21 protein-coding genes and 1 pseudogene are annotated in these 26,804 nt (G+C 61.5%); 19 read left to right on the plus strand and 3 right to left on the minus strand.

The window, feature by feature from the left end; translation table 11 throughout:
* Positions 1-87 precede the first annotated feature (87 nt).
* The 14 genes and pseudogenes from ACZ1JC_RS07255 to ACZ1JC_RS07320 all read left to right on the plus strand — a co-directional run bounded on the left by ACZ1JC_RS07255 (position 88) and on the right by ACZ1JC_RS07320 (position 13,327).
* Positions 88-2,159, plus strand: a pseudogene (locus ACZ1JC_RS07255) (conjugal transfer protein TraG).
* Positions 2,156-2,554: a CopG family transcriptional regulator gene (locus ACZ1JC_RS07260; protein ID WP_465140213.1), complete on the plus strand. Its 399-nt coding sequence runs from the start codon at positions 2,156-2,158 to the stop codon at positions 2,552-2,554. The pseudogene ACZ1JC_RS07255 and the gene ACZ1JC_RS07260 overlap by 4 nt, the downstream one beginning before the upstream one ends.
* Entirely contained in the window at positions 2,551-3,552 is a 1,002-nt protein-coding gene (trbB, locus tag ACZ1JC_RS07265) for a P-type conjugative transfer ATPase TrbB (protein WP_465140212.1), read from the plus strand. The genes ACZ1JC_RS07260 and trbB overlap by 4 nt, the downstream gene beginning before the upstream one ends.
* A 4-nt stretch (positions 3,553-3,556) precedes the next feature.
* Positions 3,557-3,910, plus strand: coding sequence for a TrbC/VirB2 family type IV secretion system protein (locus ACZ1JC_RS07270; protein WP_465140211.1), 354 nt, complete (start codon positions 3,557-3,559; stop codon positions 3,908-3,910).
* Positions 3,907-4,179 (plus strand): VirB3 family type IV secretion system protein, encoded by a 273-nt coding sequence (locus ACZ1JC_RS07275; protein ID WP_465138133.1) that lies wholly within the window; start codon positions 3,907-3,909, stop codon positions 4,177-4,179. The genes ACZ1JC_RS07270 and ACZ1JC_RS07275 overlap by 4 nt, the downstream gene beginning before the upstream one ends.
* Positions 4,173-6,602: a conjugal transfer protein TrbE gene (gene trbE, locus ACZ1JC_RS07280; protein WP_465148493.1), complete on the plus strand. Its 2,430-nt coding sequence runs from the start codon at positions 4,173-4,175 to the stop codon at positions 6,600-6,602. Before ACZ1JC_RS07275 ends, trbE begins: the two co-directional genes overlap by 7 nt.
* Positions 6,603-6,729: 127 nt before the next feature.
* On the plus strand, positions 6,730-7,425 hold the full coding sequence (gene trbJ, locus ACZ1JC_RS07285) for a P-type conjugative transfer protein TrbJ (RefSeq protein ID WP_465169053.1): 696 nt from the start codon (positions 6,730-6,732) through the stop codon (positions 7,423-7,425).
* Positions 7,426-7,591: 166 nt separating this feature from the next.
* The gene (trbL, locus tag ACZ1JC_RS07290; RefSeq protein WP_465140209.1) at positions 7,592-8,893 is read left to right on the plus strand and encodes a P-type conjugative transfer protein TrbL; all 1,302 of its coding nucleotides are present in this window, start codon (positions 7,592-7,594) and stop codon (positions 8,891-8,893) included.
* 3 nt (positions 8,894-8,896) lie between these two features.
* On the plus strand, positions 8,897-9,688 hold the full coding sequence (gene trbF / locus ACZ1JC_RS07295; RefSeq protein WP_465140208.1) for a conjugal transfer protein TrbF: 792 nt from the start codon (positions 8,897-8,899) through the stop codon (positions 9,686-9,688).
* Positions 9,685-10,503 (plus strand): P-type conjugative transfer protein TrbG, encoded by an 819-nt coding sequence (gene trbG, locus ACZ1JC_RS07300; protein WP_465140207.1) that lies wholly within the window; start codon positions 9,685-9,687, stop codon positions 10,501-10,503. The genes trbF and trbG overlap by 4 nt, the downstream gene beginning before the upstream one ends.
* Positions 10,500-11,774, plus strand: coding sequence for a TraB/TrbI/VirB10 family type IV secretion system protein (locus ACZ1JC_RS07305; protein ID WP_465140206.1), 1,275 nt, complete (start codon positions 10,500-10,502; stop codon positions 11,772-11,774). Before trbG ends, ACZ1JC_RS07305 begins: the two co-directional genes overlap by 4 nt.
* Positions 11,771-11,986: a DUF2274 domain-containing protein gene (locus ACZ1JC_RS07310; RefSeq protein WP_465140205.1), complete on the plus strand. Its 216-nt coding sequence runs from the start codon at positions 11,771-11,773 to the stop codon at positions 11,984-11,986. The genes ACZ1JC_RS07305 and ACZ1JC_RS07310 overlap by 4 nt, the downstream gene beginning before the upstream one ends.
* Positions 11,987-11,988: 2 nt before the next feature.
* A complete protein-coding gene (locus ACZ1JC_RS07315; protein WP_465140204.1) occupies positions 11,989-12,228 on the plus strand; it encodes a helix-turn-helix domain-containing protein in 240 nt (79 codons plus the stop codon).
* A gap of 310 nt (positions 12,229-12,538) precedes the next feature.
* On the plus strand, positions 12,539-13,327 hold the full coding sequence (locus ACZ1JC_RS07320; protein ID WP_465140203.1) for a hypothetical protein: 789 nt from the start codon (positions 12,539-12,541) through the stop codon (positions 13,325-13,327).
* A gap of 376 nt (positions 13,328-13,703) precedes the next feature.
* Here ACZ1JC_RS07320 and ACZ1JC_RS07325 read toward each other — a convergent pair whose 3' ends face one another.
* Positions 13,704-15,176, minus strand: a complete 1,473-nt coding sequence (locus ACZ1JC_RS07325) for a DUF6035 family protein (protein ID WP_465140202.1) — start codon at positions 15,174-15,176, stop codon at positions 13,704-13,706.
* A 41-nt stretch (positions 15,177-15,217) separates the two neighbouring features.
* Entirely contained in the window at positions 15,218-15,991 is a 774-nt protein-coding gene (locus ACZ1JC_RS07330; protein ID WP_465140201.1) for a WYL domain-containing protein, read from the minus strand.
* A gap of 73 nt (positions 15,992-16,064) precedes the next feature.
* On the opposite strand from ACZ1JC_RS07330, the gene ACZ1JC_RS07335 reads away from it, so the two are divergent.
* The 5 genes from ACZ1JC_RS07335 to ACZ1JC_RS07355 all read left to right on the plus strand — a co-directional run bounded on the left by ACZ1JC_RS07335 (position 16,065) and on the right by ACZ1JC_RS07355 (position 24,719).
* The gene (locus ACZ1JC_RS07335) at positions 16,065-17,210 is read left to right on the plus strand and encodes an exonuclease SbcCD subunit D (protein WP_465140200.1); all 1,146 of its coding nucleotides are present in this window, start codon (positions 16,065-16,067) and stop codon (positions 17,208-17,210) included.
* The gene (locus tag ACZ1JC_RS07340) at positions 17,207-20,281 is read left to right on the plus strand and encodes an AAA family ATPase (RefSeq protein WP_465140199.1); all 3,075 of its coding nucleotides are present in this window, start codon (positions 17,207-17,209) and stop codon (positions 20,279-20,281) included. Before ACZ1JC_RS07335 ends, ACZ1JC_RS07340 begins: the two co-directional genes overlap by 4 nt.
* A 506-nt stretch (positions 20,282-20,787) precedes the next feature.
* Complete coding sequence (locus ACZ1JC_RS07345; protein WP_465140198.1) at positions 20,788-22,230, plus strand: SMEK domain-containing protein; 1,443 nt, start codon at positions 20,788-20,790, stop codon at positions 22,228-22,230.
* Positions 22,227-23,636: an argonaute/piwi family protein gene (locus ACZ1JC_RS07350; RefSeq protein ID WP_465140197.1), complete on the plus strand. Its 1,410-nt coding sequence runs from the start codon at positions 22,227-22,229 to the stop codon at positions 23,634-23,636. The genes ACZ1JC_RS07345 and ACZ1JC_RS07350 overlap by 4 nt, the downstream gene beginning before the upstream one ends.
* 450 nt (positions 23,637-24,086) lie before the next feature.
* Complete coding sequence (locus ACZ1JC_RS07355; protein WP_465140196.1) at positions 24,087-24,719, plus strand: DUF6988 family protein; 633 nt, start codon at positions 24,087-24,089, stop codon at positions 24,717-24,719.
* A gap of 398 nt (positions 24,720-25,117) precedes the next feature.
* Here ACZ1JC_RS07355 and ACZ1JC_RS07360 read toward each other — a convergent pair whose 3' ends face one another.
* A complete protein-coding gene (locus ACZ1JC_RS07360; protein ID WP_465140195.1) occupies positions 25,118-26,767 on the minus strand; it encodes an electron transfer flavoprotein-ubiquinone oxidoreductase in 1,650 nt (549 codons plus the stop codon).
* Positions 26,768-26,804 lie beyond the last annotated feature (37 nt).

A 26,804-nucleotide genomic window follows, 5' to 3' on the forward strand; every position in this document is an offset into this window, starting at 1 on the left:
ACCAGACAGGCACTGTGCTCTCTCGGGGATTTCCGGGAGTATTGCACCCACGCCAACGGATGCGATCCGCGGCGTGCGGAGGCTTACATGACACCGACGAAACTCCTCATCGGACAGATGATGGTCGTGTTCGCGATCGTCCTGGCCGGTGTCTGGCTGGCAACCCAGTGGGCAGCGGCGCAGCTCGCTTATCAGCCTGAGCTGGGGAGCCCCTGGTTCGTGCTACTGGGCCGCCGTATCTATGCGCCCTGGGCGATCTTCATCTGGTGGTTCGAGTTCGATGCCTACGCGCCGGTCGTGTTCGACGAGGCCGGTGGCATTGCGGCATCGAGCGGGCTCGTTGGCTGCGCAGCTGCCATCGCCGGTTCGGTATGGCGAGCACGGCAGCGCAGCAATGTCACCACCTACGGGTCGGCACGCTGGGCCAATCGCAAGGATATCCGCAAGGCCGGTCTCATGGCCGACCAGGGCGTGTTCCTTGGGCGGGTCGGTGCCGACTATCTGCGTCACGATGGCCCTGAGCATGTCATGGCCTTTGCGCCCACGCGTTCAGGCAAAGGCATTGGTCTCGTCATTCCGACGCTCCTGGGCTGGTCGGGTTCCGCCGTCATCCACGACATCAAGGGCGAGAATTGGCAACTGACTGCTGGCTGGCGCGCGCGCTTTTCGCATTGCCTGCTGTTCAATCCCACCGATGCCCGCTCGGCCCGCTACAATCCGTTGCTCGAAGTGCGCCGCGGCATCCACGAAGTGCGCGATGTGCAGAACATCGCCGACATCCTCGTCGATCCCGAAGGTGCCCTCGAACGGCGTAGCCACTGGGAGAAGACCAGCCATTCCCTCTTGGTCGGCGCGATCCTCCACGTTCTCTACGCCGAGGAAGAGAAGACGCTCGCGCGCGTCGCCACCTTCCTGTCCGATCCAGCACGCAGCTTTGCCAACACGCTTCATGCGATGATGTCGACGAACCATCTCGGTACCGAGAAGGCACCGCAGGTCCATCCGGTCGTGGCGTCGGCGGCGCGTGAAGTGCTCAACAAGTCGGTAAACGAACGCTCCGGCGTGCTCTCGACGGCCATGTCGTTCCTGGGCTTGTATCGCGACCCTACGGTCTCGGCAGTGACGGCAGCTTCCGACTGGCGCATCGCCGACCTCGTCGATGGGAAAACCCGGCCTCGCTCTATCTGGTCGTTCCGCCTTCGGACATCAGCCGCACCAAGCCGCTGATCCGGCTGATCCTCAACCAGATCGGTCGTCGGCTTACCGAGGAACTGCGCTTCGAGCATGGGGCGGACCATAAGGGCGGCCGCCGGCACCGGCTGCTCATGATGCTCGACGAGTTTCCCGCGCTCGGCCGCCTCGACTTCTTCGAAACCAGCCTCGCATTCCTTGCCGGCTATGGCGTTCGCGCCTTCCTGATCGCGCAGAGCCTCAACCAGATCGAGAAGGCCTACGGCGAGCACAACTCCATCTTGGACAACTGCCATGTGCGGGTCGCGTTCGCGACCAACGACGAGCGTACCGCCAAGCGTCTTTCCGATGCCCTCGGGACCGCGACCGAGCAGCGCGCCATGCGCAACTACGCTGGCCACCGCCTCGCGCCCTGGCTCTCGCATGTCATGGTCAGTCGCCAGGAAACGGCACGTGCACTGCTGACGCCGGGCGAAGTCATGCAGCTCGATCCGCGCGAGGAACTCGTGCTTGCCTCCGGCACGCCGCCGATCCGGGCCAGCAAGCTGCGCTATTTCGAGGAACCCGCCTTTGCGCGGCGGGTCATTGCCCCACCGCAGCTCAGCACCAAGGGCTATGCCGATACCCCGCCTGCACGAAAGGACGACTGGTCCGGACAGGTTCGCGACATTGATGAGCGACTGTCGCCGCCTGCCAGCGAGTTTGCGGATCAAGAGCCGCAAGGCGAGAAGGCTGTCCATGGGACGATTGACCAGGCGCCCGCCGTTGAAGCCGGCCCGGAAATCGACGGTCCTTCTCAGGAATTGCAAGTCGTCACCGACCCGCTGGGCCTGACCGCCGATGACGATGATCCCGCTTCGGACAAGCGTGTCCTCGACCAGGCTGCCCAGCAGCGGCTCGTACGCGTCACTTATGCGTTTGGCTCCGCCGAACGCGCCGACCAGTTCGACCTGGAGCTCCGAACATGACGAACAAGGTCCGCTATCAACTGTTCCTGCCCGAGCCGCTCAGTGCCCGTCTCGTCGAGGAAGCAAACCGGCCGGGTGTCACCAAGTCGGCTATTCTGGTCCACGCTCTGACGGTGTGGTTCGACAAGCGGGGGACGAAAGAACTCGACGATCGTTTCGGCCGGCGTCTCGATCGCATCGCCGAACTGCTCGAGCGCCTCTTGCGCGACAGTCACATCGAACTTGAAACGCTGGCACTTTTCATCCGCTATGAGCTCGCGATCAATCCACCGCTCGCGGAAAACGATGCCGCCGGCCGCGCAGCGGCTTCGCTGCGATTTGACGCTTTCCTGTCCCAGGTTGCGCGGGAAGTAGGGCGGGGCAAGCGCACGCTTGACCAGGAGGGCGGGCGATGAGCGGCGAAGAAACCGTCGCGCGCCGCCGCGCGATGCTGCGTACGGCCATGGGCCCCGCGATCGAGGCGGCGCTCGGCGATCCGCGCGTCATCGAGATCATGGTCAATCCCGACGGCGCGCTCCGGGTTGATGTACTCGGTGAGGGCAGGGTGGACACCGATGTGCGCATCGCGCCCGAACAGGTCGAACGTATCATCCGCCTTGTCGCCAGCCATGCTCGCGCCGAGGTCCATGCCGACAGTCCGATCGTATCGGCGGAACTTCCGCCGCACGGTGAAGGCGCCGGCGAGCGCTTCGAAGGCGTGCTGCCACCGGTCTCGCTGGCGCCATGTTTCTCCATCCGCAAGCCGGCTGCGCGCATCCACACGCTCACCGACTACGTGGCGGACGGCATCATGTCGATCGAAGCTGCGGAGATGCTGCGTACTGCGGTGCTGGAGCGCCGCAATGTGCTGGTCGTCGGCGGCACCAGTTCGGGCAAGACCACGCTCGCCAATGCCCTGCTTGCCGAGATGGCCGCGCTCGACGAGCGCGTAGTGCTGATCGAGGATACGCGTGAGTTGCAATGCCCGGCGCCCGATACGGTCGCCCTGCGCACCCGGCAGGGTGTCGCGACGATTGCCGATCTCGTCCGTTCCACCCTGCGGCTGCGCCCAGACCGCATCATCGTCGGCGAAGTGCGCGGGCCCGAGGCGCTCGATATGCTCAAGGCCTGGAACACCGGCCATCCCGGCGGGATCGCGACGATCCATGCCAACGGCGCGTGGGCTGCACTGCACCGCCTCGAGGGCTTGGTGCAGGAGGCGGTCGTCACCGTGCCACGCCACCTCATTGCCGAGGCCATCGATCTCATCGTTGTCATCTCGGGCCGGGGCCTGGCGCGCCGGATATCGGCCATCGCTAGCCTCGACGGCTTCGATCCCGTTAGCGGCGAATACCGCCTGCACGAGCTCTGCTTCCCGTCCGTCCGCTTCCCTTCCACCAAGCAAGGAGAATGACCCCATGAAGACGTCACGACTTCAGCGCTTCGGCATGCGCCCCGATCCACGGACCGCCGTGCTCGCGGCCGCTGCAATGGCAGCGTCGCTCACCGTCACCGCGCAGAGCTGGGCTGCTGGTTCCGGAATGCCCTGGGAGGAGCCGCTCGAACAGATCCTCGAATCCGTGCAGGGTCCGGTCGCCAAGATCGTCGCGGTCATCATCATTATCGTCACTGGCTTAACCTTGGCCTTTGGCGAGACCTCGGGCGGCTTTCGCCGGCTGATCCAGATTGTCTTCGGCCTCTCGATCGCCTTTGCCGCATCGAGCTTCTTCCTCTCGTTCTTCAGCTTCGGCGGCGGAGCGCTGATCGCATGAATGCGGCCGGCCAGCACATCGAGGGCTTCGAGGTCCCGATCCATGTGAGCCTTGGCGCTCCGATCCTCCTCGGCGGCGCGCCGCGCGGGATCGCGATCCTCAACGGCACGCTCGCCATGGCCGTCGGCCTCGGACTCCAGCAGTGGCTGGCCGGCCTCTTCATCTGGGCGGCGGGACACAGCCTCGCCGTGCTCGCTGCACGGCGCGATCCCGATTTTGCGCCTGTGTTGCTGCGCCACTTGCGCCAGAAAGGATACCTCGCGTGCTGAACCTCGCCGAATATCACAGCAAGGCAGGGCGCCTTGCCGATCATCTGCCCTGGGCCGCGCTGGTCGCGCCGGGCGTCGTCCTCAACAAGGACGGCAGCTTCCTGCGGGTTCTTGAATTCCGCGGGCCCGATCTGGAATCGGCGACCGAGGCCGAACTGGTCTCGATCTCGGCGCGCGCCAACAATGTCCTTCGCCGGTTCGGCTCGGGCTGGGCCCTGTTCTTCGAGGCCGAGCGGCGCGAAGCTGCCAGCTATCCAGACGATGCGTTTCCCGATGCCGCCAGCTGGCTCGTCGACCGCGAGCGCCGCGCTGCATTCCTTGCCGAGCACAAACATTACGAAAGCGCCTATTACCTGACGCTGACCTGGCTGCCGCCTGCCGACAGCGAGGATGCCGCCGGGCGCAAGCTGGTCGAGCGCGCAGACGACGAGAAGGGGCGTGACTGGCGGGCTTCGCTTGGCGGCTTCATTGCCGAGACCGATCGTGCGCTTGATCTCTTCGACGGGTTCATGCCCGAGATCCGTGCGCTGGGTAGCAGGGAACTGCTGACCTATCTGCACACGACGATCTCGGATCGCCGCCATCCGGTGCGGGTCCCAGAGACGCCGATGTATCTCGATGGCCTCCTCGTCGACACGCCGCTGGTCGGCGGGCTCGAACCGATGCTGGGCGACCGCCACATCCGGACAATCTCGGTGCTCGGATTTCCGAACGTCAGCCGCCCCGGCATCCTCGATGCGCTCAACCATCAGGACTTTGCCTACCGCTGGGTCACGCGCTTCATCGCGCTCGACAAGTCCGAGGCGACCAAGGTCCTGACCAGCCTGCGCCGGCAGTGGTTCAACAAACGCAAATCGCTGACCGCCATGCTGCGCGAGGTGATGTACAACACGCCGGCGCAGCTTCTCGACAGCGATGCCGACAACAAGGTGGCCGATGCCGATCTAGCGCTTCAGGCCTTGGGCGGCGATCATGTTGCCTTCGGCTACCTGACGACGACGATCACCGTCAGCGACACGACACGCAGCGCGGTCGACGCCAAGATGCGGCAGGTCGAACGCGTGCTGGGCGGGCTCGGCTTCACCACGATCCGCGAGCGCGTCAACGCCGTAGAAGCCTGGCTTTCGTCAATACCGGGACACGTCTACGCCAATGTCCGTCAGCCGCTCGTCCACACCCTGAACCTTGTACACCTGATGCCGCTCTCGGCTGTCTGGGCAGGTCCGGCGAGCAACGATCATCTCGCTGGCTCGGTCCTGCTTCATGCCAAGACCTCGGGATCGACACCGTTCCGGCTGTCGACGCATGTCGGTGACGTCGGGCACATGTTCGTCGCGGGTCCGACCGGCGCGGGCAAGTCGGTGCTCTTGGCGCTGATGATCCTGCAGTTCCGCCGCTATCCGGGCGCGCAGGTCTATGTCTTCGACAAGGGGCTGTCGGCGCGCGCGGCGGTGCTGGCTAGCGGCGGCGCGCACCATGCGCTTGGGCTTGGCGGGGAGACTGGCTCGCTGGCGTTCCAGCCACTGCGTGGCATTGAGGATCCCGCGCAGCGTGCCTGGGCGGCGGAGTGGATCGCAGCGATCCTGGCGCAGGAGAATGTGACCGTCACCCCGGAGGTGAAGGATCAGGTCTGGCTGGCGCTTGGAAGCCTTGCGAGTGCGCCTCCGGCCGAACGGACGATCACGGGTCTAACCCTTCTGCTGCAATCGAAGGCGCTGCGCACCGCGCTCGGGCCTTACACGATCGACGGACCCTACGGCGGCTTGCTCGATGCCTCGGAAAGTTCGCTGCATCTCGCCGACCTCCAGTGCTTCGAGACCGAGGCGCTGATGGGACACGGCTCCGTCGTCGGTCCGGTGCTGACCTATCTGTTCCACCGGCTCGAGGAACGGTTTGACGGACGGCCGACCTTGCTGGTGCTCGACGAAGCCTGGATTTTTCTGGACCATCCATTGTTCGCTGCGCGTATTCGCGAGTGGCTGAAGGTCCTGCGCAAGCGCAATGTCTCGGTGCTGTTCGCCACGCAAAGCCTCGCCGACATCGCCGGATCACCGACCGCGCCAGCCCTGATCGAAAGCTGCCCGCAGCGCATTCTGCTACCGAATGACCGGGCGGTCGAACCGCAGAGCCGCGAGATCTACGAGCGCTTCGGCCTCAGTGAACGGCAGATCGAGCTGATAGCGCGCTCGACGCCCAAGCGGCACTACTACCTGCAATCGGCCCGCGGGAACCGGCTGTTTGAGCTCGGGCTGGGCGATGTGGCGCTGGCGCTATGTGGCAGCTCCGATCCGACGACACAGGCGCGGATTGATGCTGTGCTCGCCGAGCACGGTCAGGGCGAGTTCTTTGCCCGCTTTCTCGCCGGCACCCACGCCGCCTGGGCGGCCGATTTGATCGGCACCTACCCAGGTCCGGGGAGCTGACCTGACCCGAGCGAAATGAACTCTCGTGACACGAACGTGAAGGAGAATGGTGATGAAAATCTCGTCTCGCCCGCATGCTCCAAAGTCGCCCCGAAAGCTGGGGGCTGGCATTGGGGGGCTAGCTTTGGTGGCCGCTGGCGGCATCGTCTTCGATGCCATGATCGCCAGTCCGCCAGCCCATGCGCTGGTGGTCTATGATCCGACCAACTACGCGCAGAACGTGCTAACCGCAGCGCGCGCGCTCCAGCAGGTCAACAACCAGATCAAGTCGCTGCAGAACGAGGCACAGAGCCTCGCGAATGAGGCGAAGAACCTCTCGACCGTGAGCTTTCCCGAGCTCCAGGCGCTGACCCAGACGCTCCAGAAGATCGATACGCTGATGGGGCAGGCGCAGAACATCCAGTTCAAGGTTGCGAGCGTCGACCAGCAGTTCAGCAAGCTCTATCCCGATGCCTTCAGCCAGTCGCTGAAACTCGATGATCAGGTGACGGCTGCGCGCTCGCGGCTCGATACCCAAGTCTCTGCCTATCGCCAGTCAGTGACGATGCAGGCGCAGATCGCCGAGAACGTCGAGGCCGATGCGACGACCATGAATGCGCTAGTCCAGCGCAGCCAGGGCGCCGAGGGCACCTTGCAGGCGCTGCAGGTCACCAACCAGCTTCTCGCGCTGACGGCCAAGCAGCAGTTCCAGATCCAGCAGATGCTGGCCGCCCAGTTCCGTGCGCAGGCCGTGAGCGACGCCAATAGCGCCCAGTCCGAGAGCGAAGCCGACGCGGCGACCAGAAAGTTCCTGGGTACCGGTTCAGCCTACACGCCGAACTAGACCGCAACCCCAACCCGACAGCGGCGGCGGATCGCCTCTCCTGCCGCCGCGCCCGCGGGGCACGTGCTCCATCCCCGGCCGTGCCCTGCGGGCACCCTCCACCTCAGCGCTGCGCTGAGCGCGATATCGCGCGCTTGGCACGCTTGCCCAGACAGGATGACCGCACGTGGACGACCTCAACATCATCGATCAGTTCATGACTGCCTTCATCCGCTATATCGATAGCGGCTTCGGCCTGCTGGGCGGCGATGTGCGGTTCCTGACCGCAACGCTGATCGCGATCGATGTGACGCTGGCCGGCTTGTTCTGGTCGCTTGGCGGCGAGGACAATGTGCTCGCCAAGTTCATCCGCAAGGTGCTCTACGTCGGCGCCTTCGCCTTCATCATCAACAGCTTCTCGACGCTCGCCGACATCATCTTCCATTCCTTCGCGCAGGCCGGGATCACGGCCGGCGGCGGCTCGCTCACTGCGGACGATCTGCTTCGCCCCGGGCGCCTGGCCGGCACCGGTTTCTCGGCAGCGTGGCCGCTCCTTGAGCAAGCCTCAAAGCTCCTCGGTTTCACCAGCTTCTTCAAGAATTTCCTGACGATCGCCGTGCTGCTGATCGCCTGGCTGCTGGTCATTCTCGCCTTCTTCATCCTCGCGGTGCAGATGTTCGTCTGCATCATCGAGTTCAAGCTGGTGGGGCTTGCCGGGTTCATACTGGTTCCTTTCGCGCTGTGGAACCGCACGAGTTTCCTCGCCGAGCGCGTGCTGGGACATGTGGTGAGCTCTGGCATCAAGGTCATGGTACTCGCCGTGATTGTCGGCATCGGCTCGAACTTCTTCGATCAGTTCACCCAGGCGCTCCAGGGGCAGGAACCTGACATTGGGCAGGCCATGAGCCTGGTGCTGGCGAGCCTCGCGCTATTCGGTCTCGGCATCTTCGCGCCGTCGGTGGCCAGCGGCCTTGCTTCGGGTGCGCCGCAGCTTGGCGCCGGCGCTGCAGCCGGCACTGCCCTTGGCGCCGGTGGCATCGCCATGCTGGCAGGGGGAGGCGCCGTCGCCGGCGCGCGCCTTGCGGGCACGGCACTGGGCGGCATTCGCGCAGGAACTTCGATGGGCAGCAGCGCGGCGGCCCCCAGTTCGGCCAGCCATGGCGGCGGGGCTCATGCAGGCTCGACGGTAAGCCATTCGGCGGCATCGGCCTCGGCCGGCAATCACGCCGGTCCTTCGGCGTCTGGGCGCTCCGCCTCGCCAGCTACTTCCGGCGGAGGCGCACCCTCCTCACAATCCGATACCTCGCCGCCTTCATCTTCCGCGCCGGACGCGTCCGCCGAAGGGGGAGAAGGGGTGCCTGCCTGGGCCAAGGCCATGCGCGCCGAGCAGACGGCTCGTCATCGCCGCGACGTCGCCGTCCACGCTGTCCAGCAAGGCGATCGTGGCGGCGGCTCAACCACTCCCGACATCAGCGAAAGGAATGACTGACCCATGCGCTTCAAACGCAGCGTCCAGCTCTATGGGCGAACCCCGCTTCCCGAAACGCCCTTCCAGCGCGCCGCGCAGCTTTGGGACGAACGCATCGGCTCCGCCCGTGTCCAGGCCCGTAACTGGCGGATCATGGCCTTCGGTTGCCTCGGCCTGTCCTGCGCCATGGCGGGAGGCCTCATCTGGCAGTCACTCCAGAGCCACGTCGTGCCTTATGTTGTCGCGGTCGACCGGCTTGGCGAGCCCCGCGCTGTCAGTGAAGCCGAGGCTGGTTATCAGCCGACCGATCCGCAGATAGCCTGGGCCTTGTCCAAGTTCATCGGACATGTGCGCGGGCTCTCGCTCGATCCGGTGATCATGCGCGATGGCTGGCTTGAAGCCTATGACTTCTCGACCCAGCGCGGCAGTCGGTTCCTCAGCGAATACGCGAGGGGCTCAGGCGCGCTAACGGGGCTCGGCGAGCGGACAGTCTCGGTCCAGGTCACCAGCGTGGTTCGGGCCTCGGACAAGAGCTTCCAGGTCAAATGGATCGAGAATGCGTTCGAGCGCGGCAGCGCGGCCGGCACCAGCCATTGGACCGCGATCCTCACCGTCGTCCAGCAGGCACCGCGAGACAGCGAGACGCTGCGGAAGAACCCGCTCGGCATTTACGTCGATGCCATCGACTGGAGCCGAGAACTCGAAACGTCGGCTCCGGCCGCCGAAGGTCGGCCGGCAAGTCCTACGGGCAACACGCTCGCGTCAGAAGCGCCCGCACTTCCCAATTCCGAACAAGCCAAGGAGGTACTGCCATGAAGACTTCGCTACTGGCTGCGGCTGCCTTTGCCGTGGGCGTTCATCCGGCGGATTTGCCGGCCCGAGGGAAGCTGCCGACCAGCGGCATGAGCCGCTCCAGTGTCGAGCCGTTGCCGAATGCCTGGGTTAATGCTCGGCAGGTTTACCTATGGTCCGATGGCACTGTGTACCACGCCTATACGCAGCCCGGCATGATCACCGACATCGCGTTGCAGCCGGGTGAGGGGCTGATCGCGGTTGCGGCCGGTGACACCGCGCGCTGGGTGATCGGTGACACCTCCAGCGGAAGCGGCGAGGACAAGCGCACGCACGTGCTGGTGAAGCCCTTCAGCACCGGCCTCGCGACCAACATCGTCATCACTACAGATCGGCGCACGTACCATCTGCTGCTGACCAGTCGGCCGAGCGCGGGCATGTCCGCACTGTCCTGGAATTATCCGCTCGATGAACTCGTCGCGGTGAAAACCGCGCAAGCCGCAGCCGAGGCGGCGAAGCCGGTCGCCGCCGGGCTGGGCGTCGAGCAGCTCTACTTTGGCTACGTGATCACCGGCGATACGCCGACCTGGCGGCCGCTAAGGGCTTTCGATGATGGGCGGCAGACGTTCATTGAGTTTCCGTCGTCGATCGGTGTCGACGAAGCTCCGCCGCTGTTCCTGATTGCCGCCGACGGTACGGCCGAACTGGTCAACTACCGCATGAAGGGACGCTTTTATGTGGTGGATCGCATCTTCAACGTCGCCGAGCTTCGGCTTGGAACGAAGAAGCAACAGATAGTGCGCATCACTCGAGGCGGCGAGGGGAGGGCGCGGCGATGAGCGAGGAACTGGACATAGGGAAGGCCGAACCGACCCTTGTCGCCCAATCGGCTCCGCCCAAGGTGCCTGCCGAGAATGTCGAGGAGGCGACGTCGGCGCGTAAGCTCGATCCCGAGACGCTTGCGATCCGGGTCCGCACGCCGCGTGTTACCCGCTTCCGCAAGGAAGTGATTATCGGCGGAAGCGTTCTGGCTGCGGTCGCAATTGTCGGTGTGGCGTGGATTGCGCTGAAGCCGCGGGTTATGAGCCGCACCGCTGCCGATAGCGGAATGTCCCAGCCGGATCGGAAGCCTTCGGACGACGCGCTGGCAGGTCTCCCCAAGAGCTATGGCGATGTGCCGAAGCTGGGGCCTCCGCTGCCCGGAGATCTTGGGCGGCCGATCCTGAAGGCGCAGCAGCGGCAGTTGGCTGGCGCTGGAATGGCGGCGCCGGCCACCGCTGACGTTGACCAAGCATGGCAACGACAGGCTGAGGAACTCAAGGCAGCAAGACAGTCGTCGCTGCTAGTTCAGGGCGCACGCAGGGTAACGAGCACACCGGCCGTCGCTGCTGCGACTGCACCGGAAGCTTCGATAGGTTCCGGACAGGCTGCGATTGGCGATGCATCGAGTTCGGCGGCTCCGGACCGCAAAACCCAGTTTGCCGAGAAGCTCGACGAGCGCGGCGATGTGAACCCGCACAGTCTGGCGGCTCCTGGTTCGCCCTACATGGTGATGGCGGGCAGCGTCATTGCGGCCAGCCTCGTCACCGGCGTGAATTCTGACGTGCCTGGGATGGTAATTGCGCAAGTCACGCAGAACGTCTTCGACAGCGCGACGGGACAGACCTTGCTCATTCCGCAGGGTGCAAGGCTGGTCGGCAAGTATGACAGCGTCGTGGCCTATGGGCAGAGCCGGGCACTGGTCATCTGGCAACGCCTTGTGATGCCCGATGGCAAGTCGGTTCGGCTTGATAACATGCCGGCGACTGATCCGTCGGGCTACTCCGGCCTCTCGGACCACGTGAACTACCATACTGGACGGCTGCTCAAGGGCGTGGCGATCGCAACACTTCTGGGTGTCGGCACCGAACTCTCGATAACCGGCGAGAGCGATCTGGTTCAGGCGATCCGGGAGTCCGCCCAGACCAGCGTTACTCGCGCGGGGGATCAGATCACCCAGCGCAATCTCGATGTTCAGCCCACCATCGATATCAGGCCGGGCGCGCCGGTGCGACTTGTGGTGCGGCAGGATTTGGTGCTGGCGCCATGGAAGACGGAGGGTGGCCGATGAGCACGATCAAGCTGGGGAAGCTTCCGGACAAGACGCCGGTGAAGCTGGCGATAACAGTGACGCCTGACCTCCATCTGAGCTTGCAGGACTACGCGGCCGCTTATGCAGCCACATATGGGATTGAGGTGCCGGTCGCGGAATTGGTCCCGGCTATCCTGAATGCGTTTCTGGAAGCGGATCGTGGATTTCAGCAGCAACGGAAGGGGAAGTGACGATGGATAAAGCGTTCGATTCCCGCGCACCTTCCGGCGGGATGGAGCAGATCAGCGTGCGAATTTCCGACGCCGTACGGTTAACGGGACTGAGCCGAACAAGAATCTACCAAATGATTTCCTGTGGCGATCTGGAAGTGGCAAAGGTCGGTCGATCGACCGTTGTCATCGCTTCAAGCCTCCGTGATCTTATCACGTCAAGGCGGATACCGCGTGCGCTGCACCATGCTGATGACTACTAAGTTGGACAGTCCGGAATGTCTCCTCTCAGGACGAGGCGGTCCCCAAGCAGCCATTCGTTCAGGCAGTTGCCGACTTGCTGGGGAAGGACGTGGGGTTGGAATCCTGTCTCGCTGAATGAAGCCACAAAATCCCTTTAACTCCGTAGCATAAAATCGGAAGCGCTCGGCTGATGGGCAGCGTTGTGAGTCAACATTTCGCACGGGGTTGTGCTTCAGTACCCATCTCGCCACCGTGGCAGCAGGTGGCCAGATCATTCCGGCGGCCTCAAATTAGGGCCTGTGATTCGAAGCGTAGCCAGAGACAATGCCGATGAAAATTGAGCCGGGGGAATACGAAATCCCCGAAAATGATTTGGACGCCGTACTTCGCCTCCAAACGGTATTGCTTGGGGCCGCGGAGGGAGGTCGCGGCCCGGAAGCCGACGCAGAATACAAAGCCCTTCGACGCGCATTGCTGGCTGAAAATGCCTACCAGCCGCTGATACCGAGTCTTGTGCGCAGGCACCGTGATTTGGAGAGCATGTGGCCAGCGTTCAAAAGCATGTCTCCGCAATGGCAGCCCCGGCGAGATGAGGTGAGAAACCAATTCGAGCCGCTTCTGGCAGAGGCCGAAAGACTGGAGCTTCTCGCCAGCGCCGGTGCCTCCGAGACAGAAGATCGCTACACGCGCCGCCCTGATTATGATCCTTCGGCTTGGACCGGTGCAACAACTCCGAGCGAGAGATTGGCAGCTGTGCGAACGTTAATTCCTGTCGCTCAAGAAGCTGTCGCCCAACTGGTAAGAGCGCTGGAGACACCAAATCACAACGGTGGCCCGCCTTTGGATGAAACTGAGGAGGCGCTAGGCCACCTAAGGAAGCTGCACCAGGCCCTCGGCTTGCTTCTAAAGGCTGCGGATAACGGTAAGCTCATGCAGGCTTTCAATGAAGGCATGGCGACGGAAGTGGCTCTGTATGCGAAACGCGCGGCCCGGGCTCTAAAGGATGACCCCCTCCCTTACGCACTCTCGGCTACGATCCTTGCCGTTCTGACAGCCTGCGGTCTTCCGGGGATCGGCGGTTTTCTCTCCGGCGTAGCCGCAAACATCAGGAAAGGATAAACGGCAAGGCAGGTCGAGCGCGTTGTCGTCATCCGGATCGCTTCTCGATGCCTTAGCGAACGGAAGGCTGCGTTCGAGGAGCCGAGGTGAGATGGGGTACATTCCCTTCGTCGACGGGAGCTATAGCAGGGCGCGCTACCGGCGGGTCCCGACCCTTATGCGACGCTGAGTGATCAAATCTCGCTCCCCACGTGCAGACCGTCCGCTAACCCGGCAGGTGTCGACCAGAGCCGGTCGTTCAAGACCGCGGAATCGATCGTCTGGTTGTTCCCGACGCCGCCATACCACTTCGATTGCCGTGCCTAAGAAAACGGCTACAGCGGTGCCGCGCGCGAGAAACCACATTGATGGAGCTCTTCTGGGGACTTCTGCCCGGTTACGCCGCCGCGCGACCGGTGCGATCAAGATTATCGTTCTCCGACCTTGCCTTCCGAGAGGCCCCCTCCGATAGGAATGCGCACAAGCGCTCCTCATCCTCTGGCATCCTGTATCTCGGGTCATGGAGAAGATGAGCCCGTGCCGCCTCAAGCTTTGACTTCAGTTTCCCAGTTCGATCGTCTTGATACAAAGCCTTCTTCGTTCCGAACCTCCTTAGCATATGGCCGAAGGCGAGAAGCAATTCGGGGTGCTGGTGGATAAGATGATGCCCAAGTTCGGCAAAGCTCTTGTAGCCGAAACCAACCGGCTTTCCTGCCATTGCGCTCTCGATGAGATGGACGATGCGAGTAGCGGTCAGCAGATCAGGGTATTCCCCGTCAAGGCCGTGTCCGATGGAACGAAGGCGATCATTGAGGAGCAGCCATGCCTTGTGCCGTGGCAGGTGGTCGTCATCGCGCGAGGGATCGCGAACGAACCGAAGCACTTGCTCGCGTAGCTCATTCTCTCGGTCTTCCCGGGCCTGCTTTTCGGCGGCCTTGGCAACTTCTATCCGTTCCAAGCGGGCCCTCCGGAGCTCCTCACGGAGTATTGCAGCCTCCCTCGCATAGTCGAATGCGATAATGTTCTGGCGGCCCACATCGACCGTGACCTCATCCCAGCAGACCTGGCGCTCGACCCATTCGTCGACGATCACATCGCCCTGAATCAGCGGCTTGCGATACCAGCAAGTCATGATGAAGGTTCCTGCCAATTCGGACGCGGCAGCACTTTTATCGTCGACAACGAAAACGTTGGAGTTGTTCCCGAAAAGGATGTCGTCATCGGTCATGCGCCGATAGCTCGGGTGAAAACTCGGCAAAACCCATACAAGCGCCGCCCCTTCGGCCCGATAGAACTCCTTCCGGCTCAGCACGACGTCCATGAAGGTGGTGCTCAGCTGTACTTCAAAGGCCAATCTCTCGATGTCCGTGCGCGCCGAAACGTCAGGTCGGCGCAGCCCGCTCAGCCCCTCGCTCGCTTTCCAGGTCTTTTCTTGCACCACGTCCTTAAACTGGGGGTCGGCCGAGAGGCTGCGCAGAAGAAGTGCTTTGACCCGCTTGTGCGCGGCGCTCTCCTGAGCGCCGCGGTACTTCATGGCTCTGATATCGGCTTCGCTCAGCTCCGTCCGCGTGACAGCCGGACACGAGCCGTCTTCCTGGCGATGCCGGAAGAAGAACCGCTTGGTCGTGCTGCAGGCCAGATAAACCGGAACACCGCACGTCGCGCAGACCAGGCGTGCTCCGTCACGTTTGACGAGCGCTTTAAGTTTCTGGCGCAGCAGGATCGCGTGCTCATACCGGAATGCTCGAATCAGACGACGGACATTGAGCAGATGGCCGGTTCTCGGGTTCCTGACCGTGTCGATTTCTGGCCTTATCACCGGCTCTGCCCATGCCAGCGGATCGACTGTCGTGTTTCCAACCATGGTCATCTCCTTTCCTTGAACCAGGAAGCTGCATTCGCCCGGCAAGCCTAGCAGCGTTCCAGTCGTGCCCCCGGTCGGTTGAGCCCCCAACGTCGCTCGACGTAGAATTCGAGCGACCTGCGGATCTCGAAGTTCAGAACCTTCTGCGTGAACCCATATTCTAGCCGGACGGCCGCCTGCTGCTCTTCTGTGAGGCTGCTCAATGGCTGAAGCCGGACTTCGACGAACTCGTCCCAATCGGCATCTCGTGGAAGGTCTTCTCCGACTGGGGCCACAGCAAAGGTACTCTCGGGCAGAACCCGCACAGGAACGTAGTCACGCCATTCCTGATGGTGGAAACTCCAAGCACGGACGTGCAGGCGCTCACCATCGGAAGCAAAATGCGCGGGTGCAATCCATTGATTCTGACGCAACCCACTCGACATCGACACATAACCGATCTCGATCTTCTGCCGCTGCTCGATGGCCTGCCAGAGATGCCGGATCACAAACGGCGGGCACCGCCGAGCAAGTGACGGCAGAACAGAAAGACGGTCCGATGGGGAATGGGCGACAAATTCATCCGGCGAACCTGCATCCTCTGCAAACGGCAGGCCACAATGACGGGGGTCGGCAACATAGCATTTTCGTACTGTGTCATAGTGAGGCTTCGGCTCGGCGACCCGCTCGAGATATTCCCTGAGATCGATTGCCGCCTGCGGAGATGAGATGCCGAAACGCTCGATCAGGTCCTTGCGGTTCACCTGCCCGCGCCACATGAGGCACCGGTCGAGATAGACCAGGCGAGCAAGCATTGCCGGCTTGAGTGAAGGATCGTCCATGACCGAACTCTACTTGACGCAATACCGCAGGTCTATATAAATTTTATACGTACTTGGATTCGGGGATCGGTTAATGCGCATCTTGCATACTAGCGACTGGCATTTGGGCCGCCAATTCCATGGCTTGTCTTTAGATGATGACCACGGGCACATCCTCGGCCAGATCCTCGCGATGATCGATGATGAGCGTCCCGACGTCGTGATCATCGCTGGCGACATTTTTGACCGGGCAAACCCGCCCCAAAGCGCGATCACCCGCTTATCGCAGTTCCTCACAACCGCGCGGGAAGCATCCGATGCAGCGATCGTTATGATCGCAGGCAACCACGATTCCGCTGCGCAGATTGGTGCCATGGGCGTTCTCGCTGATGGCGGCGCAGCGATTGTGCGTGGGCCACTGGATGAGAATGAACGGCCGCTCGTGATTTCCGATGCCGATGGCCAAGTGGCCATCTCCGCGCTGCCATTTGCTTTCGAATATGCCGCCCGACTGTGTTTCGAAAACGACGCCATTACCTGTCCTGCAGATGTGATCCGGGCGCAGCTTGCCAGCGCTCGCCGGCATGTGACCGACGGAATGCGTTGGGTTGTCGTCGCCCATGCCTTTGTCGACGGCGCCGCGACCAGCGAAAGCGAACGTCCACTCACGCGCATGGTGGGCGGGATCGAAACGGTACCGGCTGCGGCCTTCGACGGAGCACACTATGTGGCCCTTGGGCACCTCCACCGCCCGCAACCTGCGGGGCAGGATCACATCCGCTATTCCGGCGCGCCTTTGGCATTCGGCTTCGATGAAGAGGGGCAGCAAAAGTCCGTCACCCTGATCGATCTCTCGGCCGACGGCACCGCCACAGTGACAGAAGTGTCGCTGCAACCGCTACGTCAGGTCAGAACCATTCGCGGTAAACTTCTGGAGCTGCTCGCTGGCACCGAAGTTTCCAACGACATCGTCCGCGTAGTGCTCACGGACGACACCCCGCAAATCGACCCGATGAAGAGGATCAGAGCCTACTATCCCAATGCTGTGCAACTCTCCTACGAGCGCAGCGAGCGCCCCGTAGCGCAGCGCCTCGAGGAACAGCGCGCCGCCATCAATGAGCCGCAGACGCTGTCATCTTCATTCCTCGACTTCATCCGCGGTGAGCCGCTTTCCGAAGCAGAGGGACAGATTGTGGCGTCTGCGCTGCGATCCTTCGCCACGATGGAGGAAGGCCAATGAGACCTATCAAGCTCACCCTCAGTGCATTCGGTCCTTATGGCGGCACCGAGACCATCGACTTTCGCGAAGCGACCGCCGCCGGTCTTTTCGGGATCTACGGCCCCACGGGATCAGGCAAGTCATCGATCTTCAGCGCGATCTCCTTTGCCCTATTTGGCGAGGGCGCCAAAGAGGAACAGGGCATCGGGACAATGCGGTCTGATTTCGCGCCTGAAGACCTTCTAACCGAGGTCAGCCTGCAATTCGAACTTGGCGCAAAGCGCTTCTATGTTAGGCGTCAACCAGATCAGGCACGGCCGAAAGCGCGAGGCGAAGGCCACACGATGCAGTCACATGCTGCCTGGCTGTTCGATGTATCGGAAGTAGCGATTGATGACGTCGGTCCGGACTGCTGCGGGTCTCCGCTGGCAGAACGGAAGGTCGGTGCTGTACTCAGCCATCTCGAGGGTCTTCTCGGCTATGGCGCGCAGCAGTTCCGCCAGATCGTCCTGCTGCCGCAAGGCAGGTTCGAACGGTTCCTTTTGTCGAATAGCAAGGACCGGCTCGAGATATTGCGGGAGTTGTTCGACGTCTCGCTCTACCGCCGGCTCACAGAAAAGCTCAAAGCCGATGCTGCGAACATCAGGCGTGAAATTGAAGATGGCTATCGACTGCATGGACACCGTCTTCAAACCGAGGGTTTCGCCAGCTCGGACGAGCTTACCGACGGAATAGCCTCGGCACTTGGGCGATATGAATTTTCCAAGCTTGCGGTTTCTGAGACGGCGACTGTGCTCGCCTTGGCAAACAAAGCGTACGTGGCCGCCGAGGAACAGGAAAAGCGGTTTGTCGAGGTCGAAGCTGCGGCAGGTGCCCTCAAACAGCTTGAGGCCCAAGCCCCAGCCTTCGACGCGATGCGGTCGCGCAAATCACGAGGAGACCTAGCACGGCGCATGTCGGATCTCGACACCGCCGTTGCCGATGCTCGAAATCGCTATGCCACCGTGGTCGCAGCACATGCCAAAGCCGAGAACGCAGCACGAGAAGCAAGTGAAGCTGTATCAGCGGCGAGCGCTGCACTGACCGATCTTCGTTCCCGCGAGCATGAAATCGAGGATCTCGCGCGCAAGATTGACCAGTTGAGCCGGCACAGGCAGGTTTTGGTCGATGCTGCCGAACGTCAGGCTGGCCATGAGGCTGCCGTGGCAGTCCTGGACCGCGCCAAACAGGCTCTTTCGCAAGCCACGGCCGCCGAGACGCAGGCCGCAGAGGTTTGCGATGAAAATGAAAGCGCGCTTGCGGCAGCCCAAGCCAATGCTCTTGAGCGCCAGAGGCTGACCGGAACACATGACGGCTTGAAAGGCGAGCTCGACGCTGCGCAAGCCTTTGTTCAAGCCACCCAGGCTTTCGCCGTGTCGCAAGACGCCTACAACAAAGCAGCGGTAATCGCCCGCGACGCGCAGGCCCATCATGCCGAGGCAGTCGCGGCGGCTGAGACACATGAAGCCGCCTTCATTTCCGCTCAGGCAAGTGTTCTCGCAGAGCGTCTGCAGGTTGGACAACCTTGCCCCGTATGCGGCGCTAGCGACCACCCCGAACCGGCAAAGGGATCAGGCGATGCGGGCGCACTTGAAAAGGCATGGCGCGACGCACAAGGCGCAGCGATTGCCGCATCCAAAGTAGATCGCGAGGCCCAATCGAGTGCCAGCTCTGCTAAAGCGACCTTTGACGCAAGGAGAACGGTTCTTGCCGGCCTTGTGGAGCCAAAGCGCAGAGTAAGCGAAATAGAAGGCGACTTGCAGCGGGTCGTCGCGCAGATCGATGCTTTGGGCGCCGCAATCGATATCGTTGTTCTCACCCAGGTTCTGGATGAAGCACGCAAGCGCAAGCTGGCAACAGCGGAAGCCCTCCAGCAGGCCCGCGACGCGTTTGGAACGGCAACGACTGCAGAGGCCTTGGCCCGTCAAGCTTACGAGGAGCGGATTACATCGGTCCCCGAAAGTCTGCGCCAACACGACGTTTTGCAGGCCACAATCGATGCCACCACCGCAGACCTGGGCGGCCGAAAGCAGGCACTCGCTGATGCCGACGCAAAGCAGCGGGAACTCGATGCCATCGCTATCAAGACCGCAGCCGAACTCCAGAGCGCCGCCGCCACGGTCAGCGAAGGCAAGAACGACCTCGCAGCAAAGCAATCCGCATTCGAAGCCCGCCTTATCGAGCTTGGGATGACCGAGGAAGACTATCGCGCCGCCATCCCCGATATTGCCGCGATCGCGGAATTGGAAAAAGCAATCGCGGGCTTTGACACGGCCATTGTTGAAGCGCGCGCGCGCGATACGATAGCAAAAAACGCCGTGAGCAACGCCCAGCGCCAAAGCTTGGAGCCCTACCGTCTAAGTTGCGCTCAAGCGCAGGCGGCGGCAGGTGATGCGGTGAAGCAGAGCGCTTCCGCCCAGCAGCGGCACCAATCACTCGTCGACCTGCAAGCCAGCTTGGCCGACCAACTTGAAAACCTTCGGACCCTTGAGCAGTCCTCAGGAGCGCTGCGCGGTATCGCGGAAGCTTTCGATGGTCAGAACGAAATGCGGACCAGTCTTGAAACATTCGCCATCGGTGCAATGTTCGATCAGGTTCTTGAAGCAGCAAACCTCCGCCTCGATCCGATGACCAGCGGACGATATCGCTTCGAGCGCGACACCGAGAGCATCGGAGGGCGCTCAAAGCGAGGGCTGGACGTTCGCGTCCACGACATTGAGACCGGCCGCGCCCGCGAGATCATCACGCTTTCGGGGGGCGAGACCTTCATCGCAGCCTTGTCCCTCGCACTCGGCCTGTCCGACATCGTCGAAATGACAAACGGGGCAATCAGGCTCGATACCATTTTCATTGATGAGGGCTTCGGCAGCCTCGATACGGATAACGACGCCGGCACGCTCGATCAGGTTCTGCAGGTGCTTCAGAATATTGTCGGTGAGCGGCGTGCCGTGGGCCTGATTTCACACGTGCCGCTGGTCCAGCAGGCTGTCCCGAACGGATTTACCGTCCACAAGGGTGCGAACGGGAGCCAAATTGAGATCAGGCCCGTGTGAAGCCGAACCTACTTTTCATCGCAGGCACTCTGCTACGCCGACATCGCTCATTTGGAGCCAGATGCCATACGCTTCGCAGACTTGTGCTCCCGATCAACATAAGGATTTCCCAGTTCACGGGTGTGTGATGGCTTTCAGCGTAACCGGACGTTCCCTGTCGTGGTGCCGAACTGCAGGAATGTCCCAGTCCCCCGGCGATCGTCGACTAGCAAAACCGACCCATATTAGGACTCTCAGCCACAGACTATTCGGCACCAAATGCGGCCTTTCCGCTTTTCCAATTTGGCCCCCCAAGACTGGCCGATGGCGGAATGTTCGGTAAACCGACGAGACATGGTGAATAGGCGCCCAAATGGTGCTGACCAGGGTGTTCCAACCCGTGAATTTTCCTCCATAATTGGTTCTTTGCCGTTAGTGGTTTCAGCCATCGGCAGTGCAGCGCACATCTTGAAATGTTCCCGGTGCGTTCGCATATGGGGGCAGGTTTACCGAAAGGGGAGTGAGGGGTGAGACAGCTCGAACTTGAGAACCAACTCCGCGACGTTGTCAGTCGGATCGTCGTGCAGGTGGAGTTGGCGACTGCACAAGGACGCACGGATATCAACCTCGCCCTTGAGGACGCCTTCATTCCAATCCTGAAATCGGTGTTCAACCTCCCGCATCTCATCAATCTCAATCGGAAGCAGAAGAATTTTCCCGGCATCGATCTGGGCGACGACTACGATCGCATCGCCTTCCAGGTGACGTCCACGACAGCCTTGGAGAAGGTGAAGTTCACCGTCACCCAGTTCATGAGCCGGTCCTATTACAACACGTTCGACGAGCTTTACGTCCTCATGCTCGGAAGAAAGCAGGCAACGTACAGTCAGAATGCCGTGGACGCGCTGTTGACGTCGGATTTCTCCTTTGATTGCAAGAAGCACATCATCGACCTCGGCGATATCCTCCGCATGGTGGGCGGATTGCGTTTGACCGCGCAGGAAAGGGTGCTCACGGAGTTCAAACACATCCTCGGGGAGGTGGACGCTTTCAACAGCATCAGGGCGGAGACTATTGAAGCCCCCACGGCGATCACCACGAACCTCCAGAAGATCACGCTCCCAGACGCGCTCTTTGTCGCGGAGCTGACGATCGACGACAAGGCGGTCATTGCCCGGGCCAAACAGGAGTTGAACTACCGGGGATATGCCAAGAGCCGCAGGTCGGTCGTCAAGATGGCTCTTCTCCTAAACGATGTGCGGTCGGACGCGTGGGTCTATCACGACAATAAGTTGTTCTCGTTCGCCGACATTGAGGCCAGCGGCCTGATCAGCATAGTGGACGAGGGCACGATCGAGCGACTGGACGTGGCTGACCTGGCCGACTCCGACGAGCCGGACAACGTGAACATTCTCAAGCAGCTTCTGTGGGCAGAAACGCGACAAATGCTGAAGGGGCGCGATGTCCGATCGCATCCGAAGGAAGGATTCTTCTTCTTCGTGCCGACCGAGGATGGGCAGGAGATGCGCAAGGAGGCCTGGGTCGGTAAGGCCAGCGCAATCCGGACCGTCTACGCGGTCAAGTATCAGAAGAAAGACTCGGAAAAGGTCCTGTATCATCAGCACTTCTCCTTCGATGTGACCTTCTCGAACCTAGGCGGGGAGTGGTTCGCGCAGATCGTACCGAGCTGGTACTACTCCTATGATGGCTTCAAGCGATCCAACTGGCATGAGAAGTATCTTTCGAAGCAAAAGCGCCTCGAGCTGAATCTCAGCGTCAGGAACGCGGTCCGCTTCGTCGCCTACTTCCTCGCGAACACCAGCGGCGAAGAGGCCAACGAGACGTCACTCGAATTCGGGACGCTGCTTGAGTTCGACGTTGATGAGGAAGTCGATGAAACCCTCGACGAGGGCGACGTTTCTCTCGCTGACTACGACCACGATGCGACCGACGAGGAGGAGGCGGCATGAAACTGACAACTCTCGCAGAGCCTCTGCTCGAATTCGGCACCGGCACACACATATGCCCCCGTACCGGCATCGAGCACATGGGGGTGTACGACAAGCGCGATGAATTGCGCCGGACGGAACTCCGGATCGGGATCGTGGGCCGGGGTGAGGGCATCGACTTGCTCGATGACTGGCTTGAGAGATGCCGCGATGGCGTGGAGCGCAAGAAGGAGTCGCAGCTCCTCAATCTGTTTCGCGGCTTTGGAGGGGTAAATCAGAGCTATGGCTTTCTAACGCGGCTGATCAATTCGCCCCAATATACCCGGACGTTGAAGAAGTCGGACATCACTGGGATCGTGAAGCTCGCATCCCGCGCTGGCCGAGTGGAGAGGGCTGTGGAACTCTACTACGAACAGATCAGGTTCTTGGCGGAGAACAGGTCGGTGGACGTCATCGTCTGCGTAATGCCGAACGAGATGTTTGATTCCATAACCACGGCCGCCAATGACGACGAGAAGGATGAAGGCGAACTCGAACACAACTTCCGGCGGCTTCTGAAGGCGAAGTGCATGCATCTCGGCACGCCTCTGCAGCTGGTGCGCGAGAAGACGATCCTGATCACCAAGGTCTCGGGGGATCAGCAGGATCCCGCAACTAAGGCATGGAACTTCTGTACCGCCCTCTACTACAAGGGCAACCGCACCATCCCATGGCGGCTTGTGGAGGACACGGCCAAGCTGCGGTCGTGCTACATCGGCATCGGCTTCTACAAAAGCCGGGACGGCGAGACCGTGTCGTCTAGCTTGGCGCAGGTTTTCGATGAATTCGGGCACGGGATCATCCTGCGCGGCACGCCCGTGTCGATCGACAAGAAGAACCGCCACCCCTACCTCAGCGAGGATCAGGCCTACGAACTACTGCGCGATGCACTGGACGAATACGACCGCGCACTTGAGCACATGCCTGCGAGGATTGTGATCCACAAGTCGAGCCGCTTCCGCGATGGTGAACGCAAGGGCTTCCTTCGCGCGCTCGAAGAGAAGGGCATTCGGTCCAAGGATTTCGTCGCGATCACGGACACCGATGTTCGTCTCTTCAGCGACAAGAAATATCCTCCGAAGCGCGGAACGCTCCTCACTATTTCGGAAACGGAGGGCGTCCTTTACACGCGCGGTACGGTCGATTTCTACAAGACCTATCCCGGGCAGTATGTTCCGAGCCCCTTGAAGATCACGGTGTACGAGCAGGATTCATCGCTTGAGAGCATCTGCGACGAGATTTTGGGACTCACCAAGATGAACTGGAACAACACCCAGCTGGATGGACGGCTGCCGATCACGCTCGAATGCGCCAAGAAGATCGGTGACATCATGAAGTATGTGAGCGTCAGCGAGAAGCCCCAGGTCAGCTACAGCTTCTATATGTGATTCCATGCTCCGTCGTCCCGGACGGTTATGCCACCATAGTGCTCCCAATCGCCCCGTGAGCCGCCGACAACGAAGCAATCAGGCCTAGCCGACGCTAGATCTGCTGGATAGCTGACCGCGTTAACCTGGGCATCCAGGCGCGCGACAAAGGACTATTCCTTAAGGCATGCGCACGCGAATTCGATCGCCTAGGGCTTTGATGTTCTGATAAAGCTCGGATTTGGGCTTAAGCCGGATCATTTGGCGGGTCGGGACGAGCATACAGAAATAGACCAACGCTTCGCCGAACGACATGTGCAGGCCCAGATATCCTCGACCTTCACAGAGCCTCCTTATCAGAGCGCTGAGCGGCCGGTAAGGTTATCGCACGGCGTTGAACAATCGCGCCATTCATCGGGGATAAGCCGTGCGCATGGTGCGCGGTGAACGTGGTCGGAGATTTGCAAGATTATGCCAACGCAAACGGTGTCGGATGACGTGAAAGCCGGGCTGGCGAAAATTCGCGGCGTCCTCGAGTGGATCGACAGCAAGCTCCTAGACGTGGAAATCAAGGGCGATCACCGCCATCGCATTCCGGCTCAGCTTTACGATCTAGCGCTCGAGCATGCGGCGAGCATTCTCCACCTCATTGCCGTGTGTCGATACGCCAGTGCTTTTGCGTTGGTGCGTTGCGAATTTGAATGCTTCGTTCGAGGGGCGTGGATTCATCACCGCGCGACCGACGACGAGATCGAGCAATTCGTCGGGAAGGACGAGATCAAACCTAAGATGTGGCAGCTTATCGAGGCGCTAGAGCAACATCCGCCGTTCGAAGACAAGCTCCTGTCGAACGTCAAGGAAAAGGCGTGGACCCCGATGAACGGCTATACACACGGCGGCATCCACCAGGTAAGCCGCCGGCTCGTCGGCGATTTCATCGAGCCAGCATTTGAAGATGAGTCATTGTTGGAGGTCATTCAGTTCGCAGGCATCATGGGCTTAATTGCTTTCGGGGAGATCGCTGCGATGGCCGAGCGCAAGGACATTGTCGCCGAAGCGCAGGCGATGATGGACAGCGGCGCGGTGCAGGTTCTTCCCGCCTGATCGATCGAAGAATAGCTGCTCGCGTATAGCGCCGGACTCCCTGGATGCTGGGCGGCTCACCGCCAAAAGGCTTTGGTGAACGGATGGCAGGTTTCGAGAGGCGTCTCATCAACTGCGAACGTCTGGTTTGTCGGCGATTTTGGATCGGGAACGCAGGGCAGGCGGCGGCAGCGACGCGCTGCATTCCGGACGCCCAAAGGCCGAATTGCCGATCCCGAATCCAGACAATCAGCTTGGAACGAAGCAGCCTAACGAAAGGTCGCAAATGGCGAAATGGCTGGCTAGTCCTGAATGGCTTCAATGCCGGCGATCGAGGCCTGTGATCCACAGCCAGAATTGTGCAACAGAGGGGGGTATGCGAGTTCGGAACTGTTATCGGCGGTGCGTAGTGAAGATGGCTACATATTGGGATAGTTCGGACCTCCGCCGCCTTCAGGCGTGACCCATTCGATATTCTGGGTCGGGTCCTTGATGTCGCAAGTCTTGCAGTGGACGCAGTTCTGCGCGTTGATCTGGAGCTTGGCACCCGAACCGTCCGGATCGACGAATTCGTAAACGCCTGCCGGGCAATATCGCGCCTCAGGCCCGGCATAGACTGGCAGGTTGACCCGCGTGGGGACCGTCGGATCCTTGAGCCGCAGATGGCAAGGCTGGTCTTCCTCGTGATTGGTGAACGAGTAGGACACGCTGGTCAGACGATCGAAGCTGATCACGCCGTCCGGCTTGGGATAGGCGATCGGCTGGTAGAGATCGGCGCGCTGCGTGCACGAGGCATCGGTATGATGCTTCATCGGCTTGGTAAGGCCGAAACCGAACAGGGTGCGCAGCCACATGTCCGTGCCGGCCAGGATCGTGCCCAGCTCGCCGCCCCACTTGGCCACCATCGGCTCGGCATTCTGGACGAGCTTCAGTTCCTTGGCGATCCAGCTTTCGCGCACGGCCGTATCGTATTCGGTCAGCGCGTCCTGCTCACGGCCGGCCTTGATCGCGGCGGCAATCGCCTCTGCTGCCAGCATACCGCTCTTCATCGCGGTATGCGTGCCCTTGATGCGCGGCACGTTGACGAAACCGGCCGAGCAGCCCGCCAGCACGCCGCCGGGGAAGGCCAGTTGCGGCACCGACTGCCAGCCACCCTCGTTGATCGCGCGCGCACCGTAAGCGACGCGCTTGCCGCCTTCGAGGATCGCGCGGATTTCCGGGTGCTGCTTCCAGCGCTGGAATTCCTCGAACGGATAGATGTAGGGATTCTTGTAATCGAGCGCGGTGACGAAGCCGAGCGCGACCTGATTGTTCGCCTGATGGTAGAGGAAACCGCCACCCCAGGCGTTGTTCTCGCTGAGCGGCCAGCCCTGCGTGTGGATCACGCGGCCGGGAACGTGCTTGGCGGGATCGATGTCCCACAGTTCCTTGATGCCCAGGCCGTAGATCTGCGGCTGGCAATTCGCCTCCAGGTCGTACTTTTCCTTGAGCCGCTTGGTCAGGTGGCCGCGTGCGCCTTCGCAGAACACGGTGTACTTGCCCAGCAGGTTCATGCCCGGCTGGAAGTCACCCTTCGGATTGCCTTCACGGTCGACGCCCATGTCGCCGGTCTGCACCCCGATCACGGCGCCGTTGTCGTCGTAAAGGATTTCGGCCGCCGGGAAGCCGGGGAAGATTTCGATCTCCAGCGCCTCGGCCTGTTCGGCCAACCAGCGGCAGAGATTGCCCAGCGATCCGGTGTAATTGCCGTCGTTCGACATGAAAGGCGGCTGGATGAAGTGCGGCAGCGCGAACTTCTTCTTCTTCGTCAGATGCCAGTGCAGGTTGTCCGTCACCGGCGTTTCGGCCAGCGGGCAGCCGTCTTCGCGCCAGGAAGGCAGCAGCTCATCGAGCGCCTTGGGATCGATGGTCGCACCCGAAAGGATGTGCGCGCCAATCTCCGAGCCCTTTTCCAGCACGCAGACAGCCAGTTCGGGATCGACCTGCTTGAGCCGGATCGCCGTGGACAGGCCGGCAGGCCCACCGCCGACGATCACCACGTCGTAAGGCATCTCTTCACGTTCAATCATGCTGCTGTGTCTCGAAAAGGGATCGGAGCAATATAGC

The organism is Sphingomonas sp. BL-S-28, from assembly GCF_055521515.1.